We start from the raw sequence: 22,767 nt of genomic DNA on the forward strand, positions 1-22,767 counted from the left end.
AGAGCATGTTTCATCGCTTATGGACGTTAATCCGCAAAGAGTTGCAGTCGTTGCTGCGCGAACCGCAAACCCGCGCGATTCTGATTTTACCCGTGCTAATTCAGGTGATCCTGTTCCCGTTCGCCGCCACGCTGGAAGTGACTAACGCCACCATCGCCATCTACGATGAAGATAACGGCGAGCATTCGGTGGAGCTGACCCAACGTTTTGCCCGCGCCAGCGCCTTTACTCATGTGCTGCTGCTGAAAAGCCCACAGGAGATCCGCCCAACCATCGACACACAAAAGGCGTTACTACTGGTGCGTTTCCCGGCTGACTTCTCGCGCAAACTGGATACCTTCCAGACCGCGCCTTTGCAGTTGATCCTCGACGGGCGTAACTCCAACAGTGCGCAAATTGCCGCCAACTACCTGCAACAGATCGTCAAAAATTATCAGCAGGAGCTGCTGGAAGGAAAACCGAAACCTAACAACAGCGAGCTGGTGGTACGCAACTGGTATAACCCGAATCTCGACTACAAATGGTTTGTGGTGCCGTCACTGATCGCCATGATCACCACTATCGGCGTAATGATCGTCACTTCACTTTCCGTCGCCCGCGAACGTGAACAAGGTACGCTCGATCAGCTACTGGTTTCGCCGCTCACCACCTGGCAGATCTTCATCGGCAAAGCCGTACCGGCGTTAATTGTCGCCACCTTCCAGGCCACCATTGTGCTGGCGATTGGTATCTGGGCGTATCAAATCCCCTTCGCCGGATCGCTGGCGCTGTTCTACTTTACGATGGTGATTTATGGTTTATCGCTGGTGGGATTCGGTCTGTTGATTTCATCACTCTGTTCAACACAACAGCAGGCGTTTATCGGCGTGTTTGTCTTTATGATGCCCGCCATTCTCCTTTCCGGTTACGTTTCTCCGGTGGAAAACATGCCGGTATGGCTGCAAAACCTGACGTGGATTAACCCTATTCGCCACTTTACGGACATTACCAAGCAGATTTATTTGAAGGATGCGAGTCTGGATATTGTGTGGAATAGTTTGTGGCCGCTACTGGTGATAACGGCCACGACAGGGTCAGCGGCGTACGCGATGTTTAGACGTAAGGTGATGTAACTTCTTATCTTTCGCCAGCAAAGACACTACCGCCGGGCCGGCAAGGATTGCCAGCCCTGCAATTGCCAGCAAAAAGTTGTTTTCCAGAACGCGGGACAACAGCCACAGCACAATCAGCGCTGCGCCAAAATACCAGGTCGTGGTCAGCTCTTCCAGCACGTCTGCCACCTCACGCCAGCGTTGCTCGGGGTGGCGCTGAAACACCAGCATCATCACTACCGTGACACAATACAGTGCGCATAATCCCACGCCGACGTGAACCAGAGTCTTACTCATCCAGCCCACCACCAGCAGCGCCACTACCAGTAAATGCAACATAATCTGCCAGCAACTTAGACCCGTTGCGACACGAACACGTTGTTGCCACTTCATGGCTTCTCTCCTGAAGAATTTATCTCTACTTACTCAGAGTACCGAACTTTACGGAAAATTCCGTAAGACCGCACCTTTTTGTGACGCCGACTACACTATTTCAATGAGATAAGAGGCAAAGACAGGAAAATTATGCCCGATCAAACACAACAATTTTCGTTCAAGGTGCTCACCATCAATATTCACAAAGGCTTTACCGCGTTTAACCGACGCTTCATTTTGCCGGAACTTCGCGACGCCGTGCGTACCGTCAGCGCCGATATTGTTTGCCTGCAGGAAGTGATGGGCGCGCACGAAGTTCATCCGCTGCATGTGGAAAACTGGCCCGATACCTCGCACTACGAGTTTCTCGCCGACACTATGTGGAGCGATTTTGCCTACGGTCGCAATGCCGTATACCCGGAAGGGCATCACGGCAACGCCGTACTGTCGCGTTATCCCATTGAACATTATGAGAATCGCGATGTTTCGGTCGATGGTGCGGAAAAGCGCGGCGTGCTCTACTGCCGCATTGTGCCGCCGATGACCGGAAAAGCGATTCATGTGATGTGCGTACATCTGGGCCTGCGTGAGGCGCACCGTCAGGCGCAGCTTGCGATGCTCGCCGAATGGGTGAATGAGCTACCGGACGGCGAACCGGTATTGGTGGCGGGTGATTTCAATGACTGGCGGCAAAAAGCTAATCATCCGTTAAAAGTGCAGGCCGGACTGGATGAGATTTTTACCCGCGCCCACGGACGCCCGGCGCGCACGTTTCCGGTGCAATTTCCTCTACTACGACTGGACAGGATCTACGTCAAAAATGCCAGCGCCAGCGCGCCAACCGCGTTGCCGCTGCGGACATGGCGACACCTTTCTGATCATGCCCCTTTAAGTGCGGAGATTCATTTATGAAATGTAGCTGGCGCGAAGGCAATAAGATCCAGTTGCTGGAAAACGGCGAGCAATATTATCCCGCGGTGTTTAAGGCGATTGGCGAGGCACAAGAACGCATCATTCTTGAAACGTTTATCTGGTTTGAGGATGACGTCGGCAAACAACTGCATGCGGCACTACTGGCAGCAGCGCAACGCGGGGTTAAAGCGGAAGTCTTGCTGGATGGCTACGGTTCGCCGGATCTCAGCGATGAGTTTGTCAATGAACTGACGGCAGCTGGCGTAGTGTTCCGCTACTACGATCCCCGCCCTCGCCTTTTTGGTATGCGCACCAATGTGTTTCGCCGGATGCATCGCAAAATTGTGGTGATCGACGCGCGTATAGCCTTTATTGGCGGGCTGAATTACTCCGCCGAGCATATGTCCAGCTACGGTCCAGAGGCTAAACAGGATTACGCGGTACGCCTTGAAGGGCCGATTGTCGAAGATATTCTCCAGTTTGAGCTGGAAAACCTGCCTGGACAGAGCGCGGCACGACGCTGGTGGCGACGTCATCACAAAGCGGAAGAGAACCGCCAGCCGGGAGAAGCGCAGGTATTGCTGGTCTGGCGCGATAACGAAGAACATCGCGATGATATTGAACGCCATTATTTGAAAATGCTCACTCAGGCGCGGCGGGAAGTGATTATCGCCAACGCCTACTTCTTCCCCGGCTATCGATTTTTACACGCCTTGCGTAAAGCGGCACGGCGCGGGGTGCGGATCAAACTGATCATTCAGGGCGAACCGGATATGCCGATTGTCAGAGTCGGTGCGCGCTTGCTGTATAACTATCTGGTTAAAGGCGGCGTTCAGGTTTTTGAGTACCGCCGCCGCCCGCTCCACGGCAAAGTGGCATTGATGGACGATCACTGGGCGACAGTAGGGTCCAGTAATCTCGATCCGCTCAGTTTGTCACTGAATCTCGAAGCAAATGTCATCATCCACGATCGTCATTTTAACCAGACGCTGCGCGATAATCTGAACGGCATTATTGCCGCAGATTGTCAGCAGGTGGATGAAACCATGCTGCCCAAACGCACCTGGTGGAACCTGACCAAAAGCGTGCTGGCGTTCCACTTTTTACGCCACTTCCCGGCGCTGGTTGGCTGGCTTCCGGCACACACGCCACGTCTGGCGCAGGTTGATCCGCCCGCACAACCGACAATGGAAACGCAGGATCGGGTAGAAACTGAAAACACGGGGGTAAAACCCTGATGAGTAAATCACACCCGCGCTGGCGCTTAGCAAAGAAGATCCTCACCTGGCTGTTTTTTATCGCGGTGATTGTGTTGCTGGTGGTCTACGCCAAAAAAGTGGACTGGGAAGAGGTCTGGAAGGTCATCCGCGACTACAATCGCGTTGCGCTGCTTAGTGCGGTCGGGCTGGTGGTCGTCAGCTATCTGATTTACGGCTGCTATGACCTGCTCGCCCGCTTTTACTGCGGTCACAAACTGGCGAAGCGCCAGGTGATGCTGGTGTCGTTTATCTGCTACGCCTTCAACCTGACGCTCAGTACCTGGGTCGGCGGCATTGGTATGCGCTATCGTTTGTACTCTCGTCTGGGGTTGCCCGGTAGCACTATTACGCGGATTTTCTCGCTCAGTATTACCACCAACTGGCTGGGCTACATTTTACTGGCAGGGATTATCTTTACCGCAGGCGTGGTGGAGTTGCCGGATCACTGGTATGTCGATCAAACTACGCTGCGTATTCTCGGCATTGGCTTACTGATGATTATCGCGGTTTATTTGTGGTTTTGCGCTTTCGCGAAGCACCGCCATATGACCATCAAAGGGCAAAAGCTGGTGCTGCCTTCATGGAAATTCGCCCTCGCTCAGATGCTGATTTCCAGCGTTAACTGGATGGTAATGGGGGCGATTATCTGGCTGTTACTTGGTCAAAGCGTGAACTATTTCTTTGTACTGGGCGTGTTACTGGTTAGTAGTATTGCTGGCGTCATCGTGCATATTCCGGCGGGGATCGGTGTGCTGGAAGCGGTGTTTATCGCACTACTGGCTGGGGAGCATACCTCCAAAGGTACAATTATCGCCGCCCTACTCGCTTACCGTGTGCTGTATTACTTTATCCCACTGCTGCTGGCGCTGATCTGTTACCTGTTGCTGGAAAGCCAGGCGAAGAAGCTACGGGCGAAAAATGAAGCGGCGATGTGAAGTTTAGTTAAGTTCTTTAGTATGTGCATTTACGGCTAATGAAAAAAACGCGTATGCCTTTGCCAGACAAGCGTTATAGCTATCGCGGCAAGTATCCCAAAGAAGCCGATAAAATAGTAATAGAGTGTTAATGCACCTGTAAAAGCGCAACGAACCGGACTCCACAACTCTTCACTATGGCATTTCCCCGCCAATTCAAGGAGCTTATTTCGTCCATGCGAGATAATGCCTGACCATAACACAATCATTAAGCAACTTATTATCCAAATGGGCCGTTCACTCATTAATGCCGCATTCACGATGATTACCAGGGCCAACCCTGTCAACGTCATCATAATGATAAAACGGTGAGAACCAGGATCAACATTAAATAATAAACCGGCCAGCATACTGATTAAAAACATCGCGCCCGCAGTGCTGAACACGATGATAATGGCATATACAGGAACTAAACTTGCAACGACAATCGCCACCAAAGAGAGTAAAAACAGATATATTACGCCCGCGATGGCGGCATTTATCTTGTTGATATCCTTACTTAAGCCATACATACAAAGTAATAATAACCCTATGGCGACATACATTGGTGGTGAATCATATTTGGTTGCCGTAATTTCGATATACTTAGCTCCCCAGGCTAGTCCTGCGGTTGCCACCAAACCTAAAGCGGTAATGAGCCATATACCGTTTAATATCCTGGCCTCGTGCTGAAAATCTAATTTATTGCTGTTTTGCGAGTATGATTCCATTCTTTTAGTTATCCTTAGAAAAAATATTAATATTCACCATCAATAAATTTAAAACCACGCATACAAAATACTTTTGCATTTATGGATACAGAAAACGCTTCCGCTCGTCCATAAGGCATATTTTATACCTGGTACTTGTTAAGTGTCGTTTTTAGTAAGAAAAAAATCCCGACACATGGCCGGGATAGTGATGGTGAAAAAGAATTAACGGCGGTTGCCGAAGATCCGCAACAACATCAGGAACAGGTTGATGAAGTCCAGATACAAGGTTAACGCGCCAAGAATGGAATATTTGCGCAGGTTCGACGTGTCGCGGGTATCAATCTGCTCACCCATATTTTTCAGTTTCTGCGTGTCATACGCCGTCAATCCGACAAAGACAATCACGCCGATGTAGGTAACTGCCCACATCAATGCTTCGCTTTTCAACCAGAAGTTGACCAGCGATGCCAGCACAATGCCGATTAACGCCATAAACAGCATATTGCCAAAGCCACTTAAATCGCGCTTCGTGGTGTAACCGTACAGGCTCATTGCGCCGAACATCCCGGCAGTAACGACGAAAGTACTGGCGATAGAAGCAGCGGTATAGACAATGAATATACTGGAAAGCGTAAGACCCGTCAGCGCCGAATAAAGCATAAAGAGCATCGTCGTTACACCTGCGCTCAGCTTTTGAATCATCGCTGATAACACAATAACCAATGCTAATTGCGCGATGATCAGACCGATTAAAAAGACACGGTTAGTGAACAACAGCTCCATCACGGCCGCGGAATTAGCCGCATACCAGGCAACAAATGCGGTCAGCAACAAGCCAACGGTCATCCAGCCATAGACTTGAGCCATATAAGTTTGCAAGCCAGCCCGGGGTTGTACGATTGAATCAGAACGTGGGAATCTGTCCATGACGATCTCCTGAAGATATAAGGAATATCTTAAGGATACTGCAAAATGATGAGGCTGTGCATCGACGCAGCGTAAACGTATGTACTGAGCGGTGAAATTGCCGGACGCAGCGGTGCCTTATCCGGCTAACAAAAAACTACCAGCGTTTTGCCGCCTGCTGATCGCTCTCCCGAGCTTCAACCCAGCGGTCGCCTTCCGGCGTGGCTTCGCGCTTCCAGAACGGTGCGCGGGTTTTGAGATAATCCATAATAAACTGCCCGGCTTCAAACGCACTGCTGCGATGCGCACTGGTGACACCGACAAAAACGATTTCATCGCCCGGCCATAATTCCCCGATGCGGTGAATCACAGTGACGCGCCCCAGCGGCCAGCGGTTACGCGCTTCATCAACAATTTCTGCCAGTGCTTTTTCAGTCATCCCCGGATAGTGTTCGAGGGTTAATGCGTTGACGCTGTCGCCCAGGTTATGGTTGCGCACCTTACCAGTAAAGGTGACTACCGCACCGTCTTCGTCACGCTCCGCCAGCCACGGGTACTCTTCTCCTACGCTGAACGGCTGCGGACCAACAACAATTTTGGTTTCTGCCATCTTAACCTCCGGTTACCGGCGGGAAGAAAGCTACTTCGTCGCCGTCAGTCAGCGGATGGTCAAAACTCACCAGCGTCTGGTTGACGGCAGCCAGTAATTTGCCATCTTCCAGCGCCAGCGCCCAGCGATCGCTCTGCGCAGCCATGTGCTGGCGTAACGCTTCAACAGTTGGGAAATCCGCAGCCACTTCGGTTGCATCTGTTCCCACCAACTCGCGCACCTGGGCGAAAAAAAGAACTTTAATCATCCGCTTCCACCTTAAAGTCACCCGACTTGCCGCCGCTCTTCGCCAGCAAACGTACCGGACCAATCACCATATCTTTTTGCACCGCTTTGCACATGTCATAAATGGTCAGCGCCGCCACGGAGGCCGCGGTTAATGCTTCCATTTCGACACCGGTTTTCCCGGTCAGGCGGCATAAGGTTTCTATACGCACCCGATTGTGCTCCGGCTCGGCCTGTAAATTGACTTCAACTTTGCTGAGCATCAGCGGATGACAGAGCGGGATCAGATCCCAGGTGCGTTTTGCCGCCTGAATACCGGCAATACGCGCAGTGGCAAATACGTCGCCTTTGTGGTGGCGACCATCAATAATCATCGCCAGCGTCTCGCTGCGCATGGTGACAAAGGCTTCCGCCCGCGCTTCACGCACGGTTTCCGCTTTGGCGGAGACATCCACCATGTGCGCTTCGCCAGCGGCGTTGATATGGGTCAGTTGCGACATACTTATTTCTTCAAATGTGGATGGAAATTACACGGACGCGTACGGGCATCCAGCTGCGGCGCGATGATATTTTCCCATGCGGTACGGCACGCTTTGGTCGAACCCGGCATGGCGAAAATCAGCGTTTTGTTGGCGACGCCCGCTACCGCACGAGATTGCAACGTGGAAGTGCCAATCTCTTCAAACGACAACATCCGGAACACTTCACCAAAACCTTCAACTTCACGGTCGAACAACGGCAGCAATGCTTCGGGAGCCTGATCACCTTCCGTCAGGCCAGTACCACCCGTAATCAATACCACTTGTACATCGTCGCTGGCGATCCACGCAGATACCTGAGCGCGAATAGCGTAGCGGTTTTCTTTCACAATGGCTTTATCGACAACGTGATGGCCCGCTTCTTGCGCCGAATCGCGCAGATAGTGACCGGAGGTATCGTCTTCTTCACCGCGACGATTAGAAACCGTAAGAATAGCAATACGGGTCGGGATAAATTCAGTGCTTACCTGACTCATCTGATCTCTCCTTTTGACGTTTTAGCCGCCAATGTACGATAAGTTTTGCGTAATACCGGTGTTGTTTTGATGCAGGAAATGGGTCTGTTTCTTCTCCCGCAGCGCCGCTGAAATACGCGCTTCCAGCGCCTGTTGCTGGGTATCGTCTTCCAGCAGATCGCGCAGGTTAACGCCGCCTTCACCAAACAGGCAGAGATGGAGTTTACCAATGGAGGAAACGCGCAGGCGGTTGCAAGTGGCGCAGAAGTCTTTTTCATACGGCATGATAAGGCCAATCTCTCCGGCGTAATCTGGATGGCAAAAGACTTGCGCGGGACCGTCGCTGCGTTGACGTAATTGGTGGATCCAGCCGCGACGCAGTAGCTCGTCACGCAGAACCTGACCAGAGATGTGATGCTTACGGAAGAGCTCGCTGCCCTCGCCCGTTTCCATCAGTTCGATGAAACGCAGCTGGATAGGGCGATGCTGGATCCAGTTCAGAAAGGTGTCGAGCTGGTGATGATTAACATCACGCATCAGCACGGTATTGACTTTGACCTTCTCAAAACCGGCCTCAAATGCAGCATCAATCCCTGCCATGACCTGGTTGAATTTATCCTGCCCGGTAATAGCGTGAAACTGGCGGGCGTCCAGACTGTCGACACTGACGTTAATGCCAGTAAGTCCCGCATCGCGCCAGCTCGCCACATCGCGTTCCAGACGGTAACCATTGGTTGTGACCGCAATCTGGCGGATAGCGTCGTTTTCCCGCACAGCGGCGATGATATCGGTAAAGTCGCGGCGTAAAGACGGCTCTCCTCCTGTCAGGCGCACTTTTTCGGTGCCCAGTCTGGCGAAGGCGCGCGTAACCCGGCGAATTTCATCGACGGTAAGAAAGCCTTTATTGGTGACGCCGCTCGGTTTGTAGCCATCCGGCAGGCAGTAGGTGCAACGAAAGTTACACACATCGGTAATCGACAGGCGCAAGTAGTAAAACTTACGCGCAAATGCATCAGTCAGTTGTGAAGCCATGTACACCTTTCCAGATACGGGAGGCGAAGTCATTTCTTCCTTCGCCCTGGTGGCAATCTTTACGAGCATTGTCACGGCCAAAGCACCGTATCAGTTGACCCAGGTGCAGAGGCTAGAGTGTTTAGTGGTTATGCCGATACTAGCGTGTAAATGAGATTTTTACCATCCACACTTTCGCTATGTAATCATGTATATAGCGTCATGATCGTGCTATTTCGCTACAGAATAAGGGAAAATGGCGGTTTTACTTTGATATACATCATCAGGGAGGCATAGCGTGCATCGTCCTTTAGAGGTAGAAGAAAATAGTTTGTATCCTCAATATTGGCAGGTTAATTGCTGTTTCCCCGCAATTTGCGCTACTGTAGCGCGGATAATCTGACTCCAGGAAACTATATGCGCAATCGTACGCTGGCTGATCTTGATCGTGTCGTTGCTCTCGGCGGAGGGCATGGACTGGGACGCGTTCTCTCATCACTTTCGTCTTTGGGTTCTCGTTTAACGGGTATCGTCACCACCACCGATAATGGTGGCTCGACGGGGCGTATTCGCCGTTCAGAAGGCGGCATTGCCTGGGGCGATATGCGCAACTGCCTCAACCAGCTGATAACGGAACCGAGCGTCGCCTCCGCGATGTTTGAATACCGTTTTGGTGGCAATGGCGAACTTTCCGGTCATAATCTCGGAAACTTGATGTTAAAGGCGCTGGATCACCTTAGCGTGCGGCCTCTGGAAGCCATCAATTTAATTCGTAATCTGCTGAAAGTGGATACGCATTTGATTCCAATGTCAGAGCATCCTGTTGATCTGATGGCGATTGACGATCAGGGGCATGAAGTTTACGGCGAGGTCAATATCGACCAGTTAACTACGCCGATTCAAGAGTTATTGTTAACGCCTAATGTACCCGCAACGCGTGAGGCGGTTCACGCTATCAATGAAGCGGATCTCATCATTATTGGGCCTGGCAGTTTTTATACCAGCCTGATGCCAATTCTGCTGCTGAAGGAAATCGCCCAGGCATTACGCCGCACGCCAGCGCCGATGGTTTATATCGGCAATCTGGGGCGTGAGTTGAGTTTACCTGCGGCTAATTTGAAGCTGGAAAGCAAGCTGGCAATTATGGAGCAGTATGTTGGTAAAAAGGTCATTGATGCGGTCATCGTCGGGCCAAAAGTGGATGTCTCGGCGGTGAAAGAGCGGATTGTGATCCAGGAGGTACTGGAGGCCAGCGATATTCCGTATCGTCATGACCGCCAGTTGTTACATAACGCGCTGGAAAAGGCGTTACAGGCTTTAGGTTAACGGAAATCCGAAGGAAAATTCCGGCTTCCTATTGAAGACAAAGTGCGCGTTGTTTATGCCGGATGCGGCGTGAACGCCTTATCCGGCCTACAAACCGCGCAAATTCAATATATTGCGGAGAAAATGTAGGCCTGATAAGCGTAGCGCATCAGGCTGTTTTCCGTTTGTCATCAGTCTTCTTCGCTATCCTGTTACGATGCCGCGATAAACAGCTCACGCAGCTGATGCAACTGGTCACGAATTTGCGCCGCTTCTTCGAACTCCAGATTCTGCGCGTGTTGCATCATCAACCCTTCCAGCTCATGGATTTTCTGCTGCAACGCTTTAGGCGACATATCCATCGGCACATTATCCGGCTCAACAATCGGGCGCGATTTTCCTCTGCCCTTCGCTTTGGTTTTGGCAATGTTCTGCCCCAGCGCCAGGATATCGACCACTTTCTTGTTCAAGCCTTGCGGCGTAATTCCGTGTTCCTCGTTGTACTTCTGCTGTTTCTCACGGCGACGTTCGGTTTCGCCAATCGCTTTCGCCATTGATGGGGTGATCTTATCGCCGTAGAGAATCGCTTTACCGTTAACGTTACGTGCCGCACGACCAATGGTCTGGATCAACGAACGTTCGGAACGCAGGAAGCCTTCTTTGTCAGCGTCGAGGATCGCCACCAGCGACACTTCCGGCATATCCAGACCTTCGCGCAGTAAGTTGATCCCTACCAGCACGTCGAACTCACCCAGACGCAAGTCGCGGATAATCTCCATACGTTCGACGGTGTCGATATCTGAGTGAAGATAACGCACGCGCTCGCCATGTTCTTCGAGATATTCGGTAAGATCTTCCGCCATCCGCTTGGTCAGTGTGGTGACCAGTACGCGTTCGTTAATTGCCGCTCGCTGACGAATCTCCGAAAGAAGATCATCAACCTGTGTCGCCACCGGCCGCACTTCGATAATCGGGTCAAGCAATCCGGTTGGACGCACCACCTGATCCACCACATCGCCGCCGGATTTTTCCAGCTCGTAATTACCCGGCGTCGCCGAAACATAGATGGTTTGCGGCGCTAATGCTTCGAACTCTTCAAACTTAAGCGGACGGTTATCCAGCGCTGATGGCAGGCGGAAGCCGTACTCCACCAGTGTCTCTTTACGCGCCCGGTCACCGCGATACATGCCGCCAATTTGTGGAATGGTGACGTGAGATTCATCGACGACCAGCAGCCCATCGGCAGGCAGGTAATCAAACAGCGTCGGCGGTGGCTCACCCGGTCCACGACCGGAGAGGAAGCGCGAGTAGTTTTCAATCCCCGAACAGTAGCCCAGCTCGTTCATCATCTCCAGATCAAACTGGGTACGCTGGGTCAGCCGCTGCTCTTCCAGCAGTTTGTTGTTTTCCAACAGCACTTTGCGTCTGGCGGCCAGCTCTTCTTTGATCTCCTCCATCGCCTGTACGATGCGCTCGCGCGGTGTGACGTAGTGCGTTTTCGGGTAGATGGTAAAACGTGGAATAGTGGAAACAATCTGCCCGGTCAGCGGGTCAAATAACGACAATCGTTCCACTTCCTCGTCAAACAGTTCCACGCGAAGTGCAATGTCATCCGATTCTGCCGGGAAGATATCTATCACCTCGCCACGAACGCGGAAAGTACCACGCTGGAATGCTTGATCATTACGAGCGTATTGCAGCTCCGCCAGTCGGCGCAGAATCGCGCGCTGATCGATAATCATACCGACCGTGAGATGGAGCATCATCTTGAGATATAAATCAGGATCGCCCAGACCATAAATCGCGGAAACAGACGCCACCACAACCACATCACGCCGCTCCAGCATCGCTTTGGTGGCGGACAAACGCATCTGCTCAATATGTTCGTTAACCGAGGCATCTTTCTCAATGAAAGTGTCGGAACTCGGTACATAGGCTTCCGGCTGATAGTAGTCGTAGTAGGAAACGAAATATTCCACCGCGTTTTCCGGGAAGAACTCTTTCATTTCGCCATACAGCTGGGCCGCCAGCGTTTTGTTGGGCGCAAGTACCATGGTTGGGCGCTGAAGGTCAGCAATGACATTGGCAATGGTGAAGGTTTTCCCTGAGCCAGTCACGCCAAGTAACGTCTGGTGCGCCAGGCCATCTTCCAGCCCCTCTTCGAGACGTCGAATCGCCTCTGGCTGATCGCCAGAAGGTTTAAAAGCGGAATTCAGTTTGAACGGTTTACTCATGAGTCGCTACCTGAAGGAGTTGGGCGGGCAGGTATGTAATTTTACTCGTCGTACTTAATTATGCCAACAAATTATACTGGATAAAAAAACAGTTCATCACCATAATATTTCTGATACAGCGTAAACTCCGCTGTCAATCATGAGCAAAATTTACTCTGTGGCGAGATAAAACTCCGGCCTTACCGGGTTATCCCCAAAGCAACGGCTTTTTTAACATTTGTCAAGATGAGTGATGACAGTTTTATGGCAAGAGATGCCTGTTCAGTGACTGCCATTGCATTTATCTAACCAGTTAAAAAATAAAAGATATTTCTTTGAGCCGTCTTTAACGCCAATTCGCGTGCAAGCCGCGTATTCTCTCGCTTGCCTCGTGTTTTCTAACTCTAATACACATGGTTATCCACAGGAATAGTGGATAACTGTCTCCAGCCCCTATCCCCCGCCGCCTGGGCAATTCCCACATTCGCCGCATGAGGCGGAAGTAAAATTTTTTTCGTGATTATTTTAGAATTTAATTGGTTAAATTGCAGTCAATCGAAGACGCGATCTCGCTCGCAATTTAACCAAATACAGAATGGCTACAACAAGGCAAGGTTTATGTACTTTCCGGTTGCCGCATTTTCTGGATTTTCTGCAAGCCAGGGGATCTCTCCCAGCAGCGGCGCGGGAATCATGCGGGTGAGCGTGGTCATATATTCAGCGTGACGTTTTCCCGGAGGCGTAACATCGTTCGCCACCCAACCCGCCAGAGTCAGTCCGGCGTGTTGTATTACCTGTGCAGTCAACATCGCGTGATTAATACAGCCGAGTTTCACACCAACTACCAGTATCACCGGCAGTTGTTCCTGTGTTACCCAATCTGCAAAAGTGAAAGTGTCAGAAAGCGGCGTAAACCAGCCGCCAGCACCTTCCACTAACACCCAGTCAGCCTGTTGTTCAAGCGCGCGTAATCCGGCGCTCATTACCAATGATTCTATCGGTCTGCCCTCTTGCGCGCTGATGATGTGCGGCGAAGTGGGTTCTGCGAAGGTGTAAGGATTTACTGTTGCGTAATCCAGCTGCAGGCTGCTGTTGCGCTGTAACGCCAGCGCGTCGCTATTGCGTAAACCTTCCGGGGTCTTTTCGCTGCCAGAGGCGACCGGTTTATAACCTGCCGTCCGGTAGCCTGCTGCCTTTGCGGCTTGTAAAAGTGCACAACTGGCGACAGTTTTCCCCACTTCGGTATCCGTTCCGGTGACAAAATAACGTTTACTCACGAGCAATCACTCCCAAAAAAAGATGATACGTCAGAGGATATCGCCCCTGCTGTTGCGGCCAGGCCAGTTGCAATCGCTGCAACTGCGAACGCGTTAATATTCGCGGGTCGCGCCCTTCATGAAGATGCGTGGCACCGATGCCTTTCAGCGAACGCATGGCACTGAGCGCATCATCAAACCACAGCGTGATGGGCTGAATATGATGTTGATAATGCACGCCGTTCAGCGACTGTTCGATTTCATCTGGCGGTAAAAAGCGATTAGCATGCGGACGCTCGTCCACCGCCTGCCACGCCTGATGCAGTTCGGGTAACGATCCCTGCACCAGCGTGGTAAACGCGACCACGCCTTTGGGGCGCACCACCCGATACAGCTCGCGGAGTGCCGTGGATAAATTACCGCACCACTGCACTGCGAGATTGCTCCATGCAAGATCGAACGTCGCAGTCGCTAACGGCAGGGATTCGATATCTCCCGCCAGATAATGGTCTGCGGCATCCTTCTGGCGTGCCTGAACAAGCATTGGCGGCGAGAGATCTAAGGCCGTCACCTGCGCGTGACGTTCCCGCCAGTGGCGGCTCATCCAGCCAGGTCCACAACCCGCGTCCAGTACGTGGGTGTATTTACGCTGTGGAAGCATTGCCAGTAAGGCGTCAGCACTCTGGCGCTGTAGATCTGCATGTTGCTCATAGTGTGCGGCTGCCCGACCAAATGCCGCTGCAATGGCTTGTTTATTAACCGTTGCCATGCAGCACCTCCAGCAGACGGTCGATATCCTGCATTTCATGCGCAGCGGTTAGCGTTAAGCGCAGTCGCGCAGTACCAGCGGGTACGGTTGGCGGGCGAATCGCCGTGACCCAGCAGCCTTGCTGACGCAGTTTTTCTGCCAGTTGTAACGCACGGCTGTTATCACCGACAATCAATGGCTGGATGGCGCTGCATGAATCAGCAAGCGTAAACGGCAAATCCTGTACTCCGGCACGAAAACGCGTAATGAGTGCCGCCAGTTTTTCGCGCCGTGCATCACCCTCATCACTGCGAATGACCGCCAGCGACGCACGTAATGCCTGCGCCTGAGCGGGCGGCATACTGGTGCTGTAGATAAGGTGGCGGGCGAATTGCAGCAGATAATCCGCCACCGTACTGGAGCAAAGCACCGCTGCCCCGCTGACGCCAAATCCTTTGCCAAAAGTCACTACCAGCAATTCTGGTTTTACCTTTTGCAGCCAGCAGCTGCCGCGCCCCTGCTCCCCGATAACGCCCGTGCCGTGGGCATCATCGACCATCAACCAGCCATTGTGCTGTTGCGTTACCTGCTGGATTTCCGCCAGTGGCGCACTATCGCCGTCCATGCTGAACACGCCTTCTGTCACCACCATTTGCTGCCCCGGACAGGGGGAAGCAAGCAATCGCGCCAAATGAGTGACATCGTTATGAGCAAAACGGCGAAGCTGCGACGGGCTTAAACTGGCAGCTTCCAGCAATGAGGCATGGCTAAGCCGGTCGGCAGCAATACGGTCCTCTTTCGCCATCATCGCGGCAATAACTGCCTGATTAGCGGCGAAACCAGAGATAAACAGCAGTGCCCGCGAATAGCCAAGCCACTCGGCCAGCTCTTCTTCCAGTGCCTGATGCACCACGCTATAACCGCTGACGTGACCGGAGCCGCCGCTACCGATGCCAAATTGCTCCGCCCCCTGCTGCCAGGCACGGATAATTTGCGGATGATGGCTTAAACCTAAATAATCGTTACTGGAAAAGTTCAGATACTGGCGATCATCCGCCACCAGCCAGCGTCCGGCTCCTTGCGCCACCGGATAACGGCGACGCAGGGCATCGGCAGCACGCCGCGCATCGAGCGCCGCGTTGATTTTCTCCTGCCAGCTCATAATGCTGCCGCGTTGTAATATTCGTCGGTGTCCGGGGTCATCAGCGCCTGTTCAAGACGTTGCTGTTGTTCGTTATCCCCTGCCAGCACGGCAGTTTGCTGCGGATTTAGCCCCAGTTTGCGGAACAGTTGCAGGTCTTTATCTTCTTCCGGATTCGGCGTGGTCAGCAGTTTGCAACCGTAGAAAATCGAGTTTGCGCCTGCCATAAAGCACATCGCCTGAGTCTGTTCGTTCATCTGCTCGCGTCCGGCAGAAAGGCGCACGTAAGAGGTTGGCATCATGATCCGCGCGACCGCAATGGTGCGAATAAAATCAAAGGCATCGACATCATCGTTATCGGCAAGCGGCGTGCCTTTCACCTTCACCAGCATGTTGATTGGCACGCTTTCCGGCGGCGTCGGCAGGTTTGCCAGTTGCAGCAATAATCCGGCGCGATCTTTTACCGTTTCGCCTAAGCCCACAATGCCGCCAGAACAGACTTTGATCCCGGCATCGCGCACTTTTTCCAGCGTATCGAGGCGTTCCTGATAAGTGCGTGTGGTGATGATATTGCCGTAAAACTCCGGCGAGGTGTCCAGGTTGTGGTTGTAGTAATCCAGCCCGGCGTTCGCGAGGCGCTGCGCCTGAGATTCACTCAACGTGCCCAGCGTCATACACGCCTCCAGCCCCATCGCTTTTACCCCCTGCACCATTTGTTCCAGGTACGGCATATCGCGTTCGTGGGGATTCTTCCACGCCGCGCCCATACAGAAGCGCGTCGATCCTGCCGCTTTCGCTTTGCGCGCCGACTCCAGCACCTGTTCAACTTCCATCAACCGCTCGGCTTCCAGCCCGGTTTTGTAGCGCGAGCTTTGCGGGCAGTATTTGCAATCTTCCGGACAAGCTCCGGTCTTAATCGACAGCAACGTGCTGACCTGCACCTGACGAGGATCGAAATGCTGGCGATGCACCTGCTGCGCTTCAAACAGCAGATCCAGCAACGGTTTTTCAAATAATTCTGTGACTTGCGACAATGTCCAGCGTGGGCGGTGAGCCATGGGGCTTCTCCAAAACGTGTTTTTTGTTGTTAATTCGGTGTAGACTTGTAAACCTAAATCTTTTCAATTTGGTTTACAAGTCGATTATGACAACGGACGATCTTGCCTTTGACCAACGCCATATCTGGCACCCATACACATCCATGACCTCCCCTCTGCCGGTTTATCCGGTGGTGAGCGCCGAAGGTTGCGAGCTGATTTTGTCTGACGGCAGACGCCTGGTTGACGGTATGTCGTCCTGGTGGGCGGCGATCCACGGCTACAATCACCCGCAGCTTAATGCGGCGATGAAGTCGCAAATTGATGCCATGTCGCATGTGATGTTTGGCGGTATCACCCATGCGCCAGCCATTGAGCTGTGCCGCAAACTGGTGGCGATGACGCCGCAACCGCTGGAGTGCGTTTTTCTCGCGGACTCCGGTTCCGTAGCGGTGGAAGTGGCGATGAAAATGGCGTTGCAGTACTGGCAAGCCAAAGGCGAAGCGCGCCAGCGTTTTCTGACCTTCCGCAATGGTTATCATGGCGATACCTTTGGCGCGATGTCGGTGTGCGATCCGGATAACTCAATGCACAGTCTGTGGAAAGGCTACCTGCCAGAAAACCTGTTTGCTCCCGCCCCGCAAAGCCGCATGGATGGCGAATGGGATGAGCGCGATATGGTGGGCTTTGCCCGCCTGATGGCGGCGCATCGTCATGAAATCGCGGCGGTGATCATTGAGCCGATTGTCCAGGGCGCAGGCGGGATGCGCATGTACCATCCGGAATGGTTAAAACGAATCCGCAAAATATGCGATCGCGAAGGTATCTTGCTGATTGCCGACGAGATCGCCACTGGATTTGGTCGTACCGGGAAACTGTTTGCCTGTGAACATGCAGAAATCGCGCCGGACATTTTGTGCCTCGGTAAAGCCTTAACCGGCGGCACAATGACCCTTTCCGCCACACTCACCACGCGCGAGGTTGCAGAAACCATCAGTAACGGTGAAGCCGGTTGCTTTATGCATGGGCCAACTTTTATGGGCAATCCGCTGGCCTGCGCGGCAGCAAACGCCAGCCTGGCGATTCTCGAATCTGGCGACTGGCAGCAACAGGTGGCGGATATTGAAGTACAGCTGCGCGAGCAACTTGCCCCCGCCCGTGATGCCGAAATGGTTGCCGATGTGCGCGTACTGGGGGCCATTGGCGTGGTCGAAACCACTCATCCGGTGAATATGGCGGCGCTGCAAAAATTCTTTGTCGAACAGGGTGTCTGGATCCGGCCTTTTGGCAAACTGATTTACCTGATGCCGCCCTATATTATTCTCCCGCAACAGTTGCAGCGTCTGACCGCAGCGGTTAACCGCGCGGTACAGGATGAAACATTTTTTTGCCAATAACGAGAAGTCCGCGTGAGGGTTTCTGGCTACACTTTCTGCAAACAAGAAAGGAGGGTTCATGAAACTCATCAGTAACGATCTGCGCGATGGCGATAAATTGCCGCATCGTCATGTCTTTAACGGCATGGGTTACGATGGCGATAATATTTCACCGCATCTGGCGTGGGATGATGTTCCTGCGGGAACGAAAAGTTTTGTTGTCACCTGCTACGACCCGGATGCGCCAACCGGCTCCGGCTGGTGGCACTGGGTAGTTGTTAACTTACCCGCTGATACCCGCGTATTACCGCAAGGGTTTGGCTCTGGTCTGGTAGCAATGCCAGACGGCGTTTTGCAGACGCGTACCGACTTTGGTAAAACCGGGTACGATGGCGCAGCACCGCCGAAAGGCGAAACTCATCGCTACATTTTTACCGTTCACGCGCTGGATATAGAACGTATTGATGTCGATGAAGGTGCCAGCGGCGCGATGGTCGGGTTTAACGTTCATTTCCACTCTCTGGCAAGCGCCTCGATTACTGCGATGTTTAGTTAATCACTCTGCCAGATGGCGCAATGCCATCTGGTATCACTTAAAGGTATTAAAAACAACTTTTTGTCTTTTTACCTTCCCGTTTCGCTCAAGTTAGTATAAAAAAGCAGGCTTCAACGGATTCATTTTTCTATTTCATAGCCCGGAGCAACCTGTGAACACATTTTCAGTTTCCCGTCTGGCGCTGGCATTGGCTTTTGGCGTGACGCTGACCGCCTGTAGCTCAACCCCGCCCGATCAACGTCCTTCTGATCAAACCGCGCCTGGTACCTCTTCTCGCCCGATTCTGTCGGCAAAAGAAGCGCAGAATTTCGATGCTCAACACTATTTTGCATCCCTGACACCAGGTGCTGCAGCGTGGAATCCTTCCCCGATTACCCTGCCTGCGCAACCTGACTTTGTTGTCGGCCCGGCGGGCACTCAAGGTGTAACGCATACCACGATTCAGGCGGCGGTAGATGCGGCAATTATCAAGCGTACCAACAAGCGCCAGTATATTGCCGTGATGCCTGGTGAGTATCAGGGAACGGTATATGTCCCTGCCGCTCCGGGTGGAATTACTCTGTACGGTACAGGTGAAAAACCGATTGATGTGAAGATTGGGCTTTCCCTTGATGGTGGCATGAGCCCTGCCGACTGGCGTCACGACGTCAACCCGCGCGGCAAATATATGCCAGGTAAACCAGCGTGGTATATGTACGATAGCTGCCAGAGCAAACGCAGCGACAGTATCGGTGTTCTCTGCTCTGCGGTCTTCTGGTCACAAAACAATGGCCTGCAACTGCAAAATCTGACCATCGAAAACACGCTGGGCGATAGCGTAGATGCAGGTAACCATCCGGCGGTGGCACTGCGTACTGATGGTGACCAGGTACAGATTAACAACGTTAACATTCTCGGTCGTCAGAACACCTTCTTTGTCACCAACAGCGGTGTGCAGAACCGTCTGGAAACGAATCGTCAGCCGCGTACGCTGGTGACCAACAGCTACATTGAAGGGGATGTGGATATCGTTTCTGGTCGCGGCGCAGTGGTGTTCGATAACACCGAATTCCGCGTGGTGAACTCACGTACTCAGCAAGAAGCGTATGTGTTTGCACCGGCTACGCTGTCCAACATTTACTACGGTTTCCTCGCCGTAAACAGCCGTTTCAATGCTTTCGGTGATGGTGTGGCGCAACTGGGCCGCTCGCTGGATGTTGATGCCAATACCAACGGTCAGGTGGTGATCCGTGATAGCGCCATCAACGAAGGTTTTAACACGGCTAAACCGTGGGCCGATGCGGTGATCTCTAATCGTCCGTTTGCGGGTAATACCGGCAGCGTAGATGATAACGACGAAATACAGCGCAATCTGAATGACACTAACTACAACCGCATGTGGGAATACAATAACCGCGGCGTGGGTAGTAAAGTGGTTGCAGAGGCGAAGAAGTAAGAGCAATTAACTATTTGCCGGATGCGGCGTAAACGCCTTATCCGGCCTACGGTTCGATGCGATTTGTAGGTCGGATAAGATGCGCAAGCATCGCATCCGACAATAAGTGCCGGATGCTGCGAAAATGCCTTATCTGGCCTACAGATTCGATGCGATTCGTAGGTCGGATAAGATGCGCAAGCATCGCATCCGACAATAAGTGCCGAATGCGACCTACATTCACATGGCGCTTTTTACATCTGACGGTTTTTATTGAAGTTAATCAAACTACCCGCCTTGATAATCTCGCGCTCTTCAGCAGTCAGACTTTCCATATAGAGCGTAATTTCCGTTACCGGCGCATCTTCATGGATCACATAACCTTTAAACGTCGTACCCGGATTATCCAGCGCCGCTTTAATGCCAGGGATGTAAATGTAATCCCCCACTTCAAAGGTTGGTACTTCCGCCATTTGCAGCGGTAACATCCCCCAGTTGATGACGTTAGAACGATAGCGTTTAGTCGCGTACTCCTCGGCAATATTCGCCAGACCGCCAATCACACGCTGGCAGCTCGCCGCCTGTTCACGCGCAGAACCATCGCCTGGTTTCACCGCATAGACCATGCTGCCAATTTCAGTTTGCAGCGGATCAATATGCTCCTGACCAGCAATCTGCTTAATGCGCGCAAACACCTCTGTCAGCTCGCTGACATTCCCCGCCAGACGCTGATTTTCCAGCTCAGCAGTCGCTTTACTTCTGCTAACATAACCGGGATCGCGGCGAGACAGGGTAAACTCCGCCAGACCAATCGGATTTGAACGATAAGAAGAGGTTTCACCGGAAGGAATCAGTTCGTCGGTGGTGGTCACTTCGTCGAGGATCTTCGAGCACACTTTCAGGACGATATTGTCAGTCAGCGCACCCAATTCCGGCCAGTCTTTAATGTTCGGCCCGTAAATCAGCGGTTGCTGAGTTGCCCCTTTCACAAAGCCCTGATAAACACGGTTTTTATACGGCGTTACATCGAAGGCGTACTCCGGCACGTTGTCCCAGCAATCAAGTTCGCTGGCAGAGGTTAAATAGCCACCGTTTGCCGCAGTCGCAGCGATAGAACGAGCGTCCATCAACGCCACCGCTGACATCTGCCCATTAGCTGGCTTAGAGCCTTCGCGGTTCGGGAAGTTACGCGTGGTGTGGCGAATACTCAAACCGTTGTTGATTGGCGTATCGCCCGCGCCAAAGCATGGGCCGCAGAACGCGGTTCTGATGATTGCGCCTGCGCCAATCAAATCTGCTACCACACCTTTTTTGGCGAGATCCATAAACACCGGCTGTGATGACGGGTAAACTGCCAGCGAGAAGGTGTCATTGCCACAGGATTGACCGCGCAGTGCATTCGCCGCCGCGATGACGTTTTCGTAGTTACCGCCAGAACAGCCCGCGATAATCCCCTGCTGCACTTTCAGGCGACCATTTTCCACTTTATCCAGCAGCGAGAGTTTGGCTTTACCGTGCGCCACGCGTTCGGACTCAATTTCAATCTCACGCAGAATGTCGGTCAGGTTCTGGTTCAGTGTGTCGATTTCATACACGTTGCTCGGGTGGAACGGCAGCGCAATCATTGGTTTGATGGCGCTTAAATCAACGCTGATGCAGCCATCGTAGTACGCCATCGGTTGAGGGTTAAGCTGGCAGTAATCCTGGCCGCGACCGTGCAGCGCCAGCCAGTTATGGACTTCTTCATCGGTTTGCCAGACAGAACTTAAACAGGTCGTTTCAGTGGTCATCACGTCAACGCTGTTACGGAAATCGGTAGAGAGCGCGCTAACGCCCGGTCCAACGAACTCCATGACTTTGTTTTTGACGTAACCGTTTTTGAACACCGCGCCAATGATAGCCAGCGCCACATCCTGTGGCCCCACATACGGCGCAGGTTTTCCGGTCAGATGCACCGCAACCACGCCCGGATAGTCGATATCCCAGGTGTCATTAAGCAGCTGTTTTACCAACTCACCGCCGCCCTCACCGACTGCCATTGTCCCTAATGCACCGTAACGGGTGTGGCTGTCTGACCCGAGGATCATTTTGCCGCCGCCTGCCATCATCTCACGCATATATTGATGGATGACCGCAATATGCGGAGGCACAAAAATACCGCCATAACGCTGGGCCGCCGATAAACCAAAAACATGGTCATCACCGTTAATAGTGCCGCCGACGGCGCAGAGTGAGTTATGGCAGTTGGTCAGCACATACGGCAGCGGGAAACGTTCCATACCGGACGCTTTAGCGGTCTGTACAATACCAACAAAGGTAATATCGTGAGAGGCTAATGAATCAAACTTAATTTTAAGTTTATCCATATTTCCGGACGTATTATGCGAAGAGAGAATAGACCAGGCAATAGTGCCTTTTTTGGCTTCTTCTTTTTTAATTTCGCCGGTGAAATGTTCTTCGGCAATTATTTCGTTATTACTGGCGAGAAACACGCCTTTTTCAGATAACTTGATCATCAAATGCTCCAGATATCTGCGCACCGTGAAGTGCGCAGAAAGATAATAAATGGATATACTCTAAATAATTCGAGTTGCAGGAAGGCGACAAGCGAGTGAATCCCCAGGAGCTTACATAAGTAAGTGACTGGGGTGAGCGAACGCAGACGCAGCACA

22 protein-coding genes, 1 pseudogene and 1 riboswitch are annotated in these 22,767 nt (G+C 52.4%); of the genes and pseudogenes, 9 read left to right on the top strand and 14 right to left on the bottom strand.

The window, feature by feature from the left end; translation table 11 throughout:
- Positions 1-5: 5 nt before the first annotated feature.
- Complete coding sequence (locus KXD89_RS14840) at positions 6-1,112, top strand: ABC transporter permease (RefSeq protein WP_000469031.1); 1,107 nt, start codon at positions 6-8, stop codon at positions 1,110-1,112.
- On the opposite strand, the gene KXD89_RS14845 is transcribed toward KXD89_RS14840, so the two are convergent.
- On the bottom strand, positions 1,074-1,484 hold the full coding sequence (locus tag KXD89_RS14845; RefSeq protein ID WP_000871982.1) for a YbhQ family protein: 411 nt from the start codon (positions 1,482-1,484) through the stop codon (positions 1,074-1,076). The two genes, KXD89_RS14840 and KXD89_RS14845, sit on opposite strands and share 39 nt — an antisense overlap.
- Positions 1,485-1,616: 132 nt before the next feature.
- On the opposite strand from KXD89_RS14845, the gene KXD89_RS14850 reads away from it, so the two are divergent.
- The 3 genes from KXD89_RS14850 to KXD89_RS14860 are packed head-to-tail and all read left to right on the top strand — an operon-like array spanning position 1,617 to position 4,572.
- The gene (locus KXD89_RS14850; RefSeq protein WP_001113348.1) at positions 1,617-2,378 is read left to right on the top strand and encodes an endonuclease/exonuclease/phosphatase family protein; all 762 of its coding nucleotides are present in this window, start codon (positions 1,617-1,619) and stop codon (positions 2,376-2,378) included.
- Entirely contained in the window at positions 2,375-3,616 is a 1,242-nt protein-coding gene (clsB, locus tag KXD89_RS14855) for a cardiolipin synthase ClsB (RefSeq protein WP_000650337.1), read from the top strand. The genes KXD89_RS14850 and clsB overlap by 4 nt, the downstream gene beginning before the upstream one ends.
- Positions 3,616-4,572, top strand: a complete 957-nt coding sequence (locus KXD89_RS14860) for a YbhN family protein (RefSeq protein ID WP_000045450.1) — start codon at positions 3,616-3,618, stop codon at positions 4,570-4,572. The genes clsB and KXD89_RS14860 overlap by 1 nt, the downstream gene beginning before the upstream one ends.
- A 35-nt stretch (positions 4,573-4,607) precedes the next feature.
- On the opposite strand, the gene KXD89_RS14865 is transcribed toward KXD89_RS14860, so the two are convergent.
- From KXD89_RS14865 to moaA, 7 genes are all read right to left on the bottom strand, one after another.
- Positions 4,608-5,321, bottom strand: a complete 714-nt coding sequence (locus KXD89_RS14865; protein WP_000446911.1) for a Bax inhibitor-1/YccA family protein — start codon at positions 5,319-5,321, stop codon at positions 4,608-4,610.
- Positions 5,322-5,525: 204 nt separating this feature from the next.
- The gene (locus KXD89_RS14870; protein WP_000373624.1) at positions 5,526-6,230 is read right to left on the bottom strand and encodes a Bax inhibitor-1/YccA family protein; all 705 of its coding nucleotides are present in this window, start codon (positions 6,228-6,230) and stop codon (positions 5,526-5,528) included.
- A 136-nt stretch (positions 6,231-6,366) separates the two neighbouring features.
- A complete protein-coding gene (gene moaE, locus KXD89_RS14875) occupies positions 6,367-6,819 on the bottom strand; it encodes a molybdopterin synthase catalytic subunit MoaE (protein ID WP_000852296.1) in 453 nt (150 codons plus the stop codon).
- A 1-nt stretch (position 6,820) separates the two neighbouring features.
- Positions 6,821-7,066 (bottom strand): molybdopterin synthase sulfur carrier subunit, encoded by a 246-nt coding sequence (gene moaD / locus KXD89_RS14880; RefSeq protein WP_000598619.1) that lies wholly within the window; start codon positions 7,064-7,066, stop codon positions 6,821-6,823.
- Positions 7,059-7,544: a cyclic pyranopterin monophosphate synthase MoaC gene (moaC, locus tag KXD89_RS14885; protein WP_000080885.1), complete on the bottom strand. Its 486-nt coding sequence runs from the start codon at positions 7,542-7,544 to the stop codon at positions 7,059-7,061. The genes moaD and moaC overlap by 8 nt, the downstream gene beginning before the upstream one ends.
- 2 nt (positions 7,545-7,546) lie before the next feature.
- Entirely contained in the window at positions 7,547-8,059 is a 513-nt protein-coding gene (moaB, locus tag KXD89_RS14890) for a molybdenum cofactor biosynthesis protein B (RefSeq protein ID WP_000084639.1), read from the bottom strand.
- Positions 8,060-8,080: 21 nt separating this feature from the next.
- Positions 8,081-9,070 (bottom strand): GTP 3',8-cyclase MoaA, encoded by a 990-nt coding sequence (gene moaA / locus KXD89_RS14895; RefSeq protein ID WP_001350494.1) that lies wholly within the window; start codon positions 9,068-9,070, stop codon positions 8,081-8,083.
- A riboswitch (molybdenum cofactor riboswitch) is annotated at positions 9,058-9,202 on the bottom strand. It overlaps the preceding gene by 13 nt.
- 264 nt (positions 9,203-9,466) lie before the next feature.
- On the opposite strand from moaA, the gene yvcK reads away from it, so the two are divergent.
- Together yvcK and KXD89_RS22475 are read left to right on the top strand one after the other, a co-directional pair.
- Entirely contained in the window at positions 9,467-10,375 is a 909-nt protein-coding gene (yvcK, locus tag KXD89_RS14900; protein ID WP_001295302.1) for a uridine diphosphate-N-acetylglucosamine-binding protein YvcK, read from the top strand.
- A gap of 57 nt (positions 10,376-10,432) precedes the next feature.
- Positions 10,433-10,530: pseudogene (locus KXD89_RS22475) on the top strand (hypothetical protein); the annotation flags it as partial.
- 36 nt (positions 10,531-10,566) lie between these two features.
- On the opposite strand, the gene uvrB reads toward KXD89_RS22475, so the two are convergent.
- The 5 genes from uvrB to bioB all read right to left on the bottom strand — a co-directional run bounded on the left by uvrB (position 10,567) and on the right by bioB (position 16,770).
- Positions 10,567-12,588 carry an excinuclease ABC subunit UvrB gene (gene uvrB / locus KXD89_RS14905; protein ID WP_000042533.1) on the bottom strand — a complete coding sequence of 674 codons (2,022 nt, stop codon included), beginning with the start codon at positions 12,586-12,588 and terminating at the stop codon, positions 10,567-10,569.
- 578 nt (positions 12,589-13,166) lie between these two features.
- Positions 13,167-13,844, bottom strand: coding sequence for a dethiobiotin synthase (gene bioD, locus KXD89_RS14910; RefSeq protein WP_000044843.1), 678 nt, complete (start codon positions 13,842-13,844; stop codon positions 13,167-13,169).
- On the bottom strand, positions 13,837-14,592 hold the full coding sequence (gene bioC, locus KXD89_RS14915) for a malonyl-ACP O-methyltransferase BioC (RefSeq protein ID WP_000246761.1): 756 nt from the start codon (positions 14,590-14,592) through the stop codon (positions 13,837-13,839). Before bioC ends, bioD begins: the two co-directional genes overlap by 8 nt.
- Positions 14,579-15,733, bottom strand: a complete 1,155-nt coding sequence (gene bioF / locus KXD89_RS14920) for an 8-amino-7-oxononanoate synthase (RefSeq protein WP_000118826.1) — start codon at positions 15,731-15,733, stop codon at positions 14,579-14,581. The genes bioC and bioF overlap by 14 nt, the downstream gene beginning before the upstream one ends.
- The gene (gene bioB, locus KXD89_RS14925) at positions 15,730-16,770 is read right to left on the bottom strand and encodes a biotin synthase BioB (protein WP_000951213.1); all 1,041 of its coding nucleotides are present in this window, start codon (positions 16,768-16,770) and stop codon (positions 15,730-15,732) included. The genes bioF and bioB overlap by 4 nt, the downstream gene beginning before the upstream one ends.
- Positions 16,771-16,856: 86 nt before the next feature.
- Between bioB and bioA the strand changes: the two genes are divergently transcribed.
- From bioA to KXD89_RS14940, 3 genes are all read left to right on the top strand, one after another.
- Complete coding sequence (bioA, locus tag KXD89_RS14930; protein WP_001295303.1) at positions 16,857-18,146, top strand: adenosylmethionine--8-amino-7-oxononanoate transaminase; 1,290 nt, start codon at positions 16,857-16,859, stop codon at positions 18,144-18,146.
- 58 nt (positions 18,147-18,204) lie between these two features.
- Positions 18,205-18,681, top strand: a complete 477-nt coding sequence (locus tag KXD89_RS14935; protein WP_000767389.1) for a kinase inhibitor — start codon at positions 18,205-18,207, stop codon at positions 18,679-18,681.
- A gap of 151 nt (positions 18,682-18,832) precedes the next feature.
- A complete protein-coding gene (locus KXD89_RS14940; protein ID WP_001091569.1) occupies positions 18,833-20,116 on the top strand; it encodes a putative acyl-CoA thioester hydrolase in 1,284 nt (427 codons plus the stop codon).
- Between the two features lie 233 nt (positions 20,117-20,349).
- On the opposite strand, the gene KXD89_RS14945 is transcribed toward KXD89_RS14940, so the two are convergent.
- Positions 20,350-22,611, bottom strand: a complete 2,262-nt coding sequence (locus tag KXD89_RS14945) for a hydratase (RefSeq protein WP_000593938.1) — start codon at positions 22,609-22,611, stop codon at positions 20,350-20,352.
- Between the last annotated feature and the right edge of the window lie 156 nt (positions 22,612-22,767).

The organism is Escherichia sp. TC-EC600-tetX4, from assembly GCF_019356055.1.
GTDB lineage: Bacteria > Pseudomonadota > Gammaproteobacteria > Enterobacterales > Enterobacteriaceae.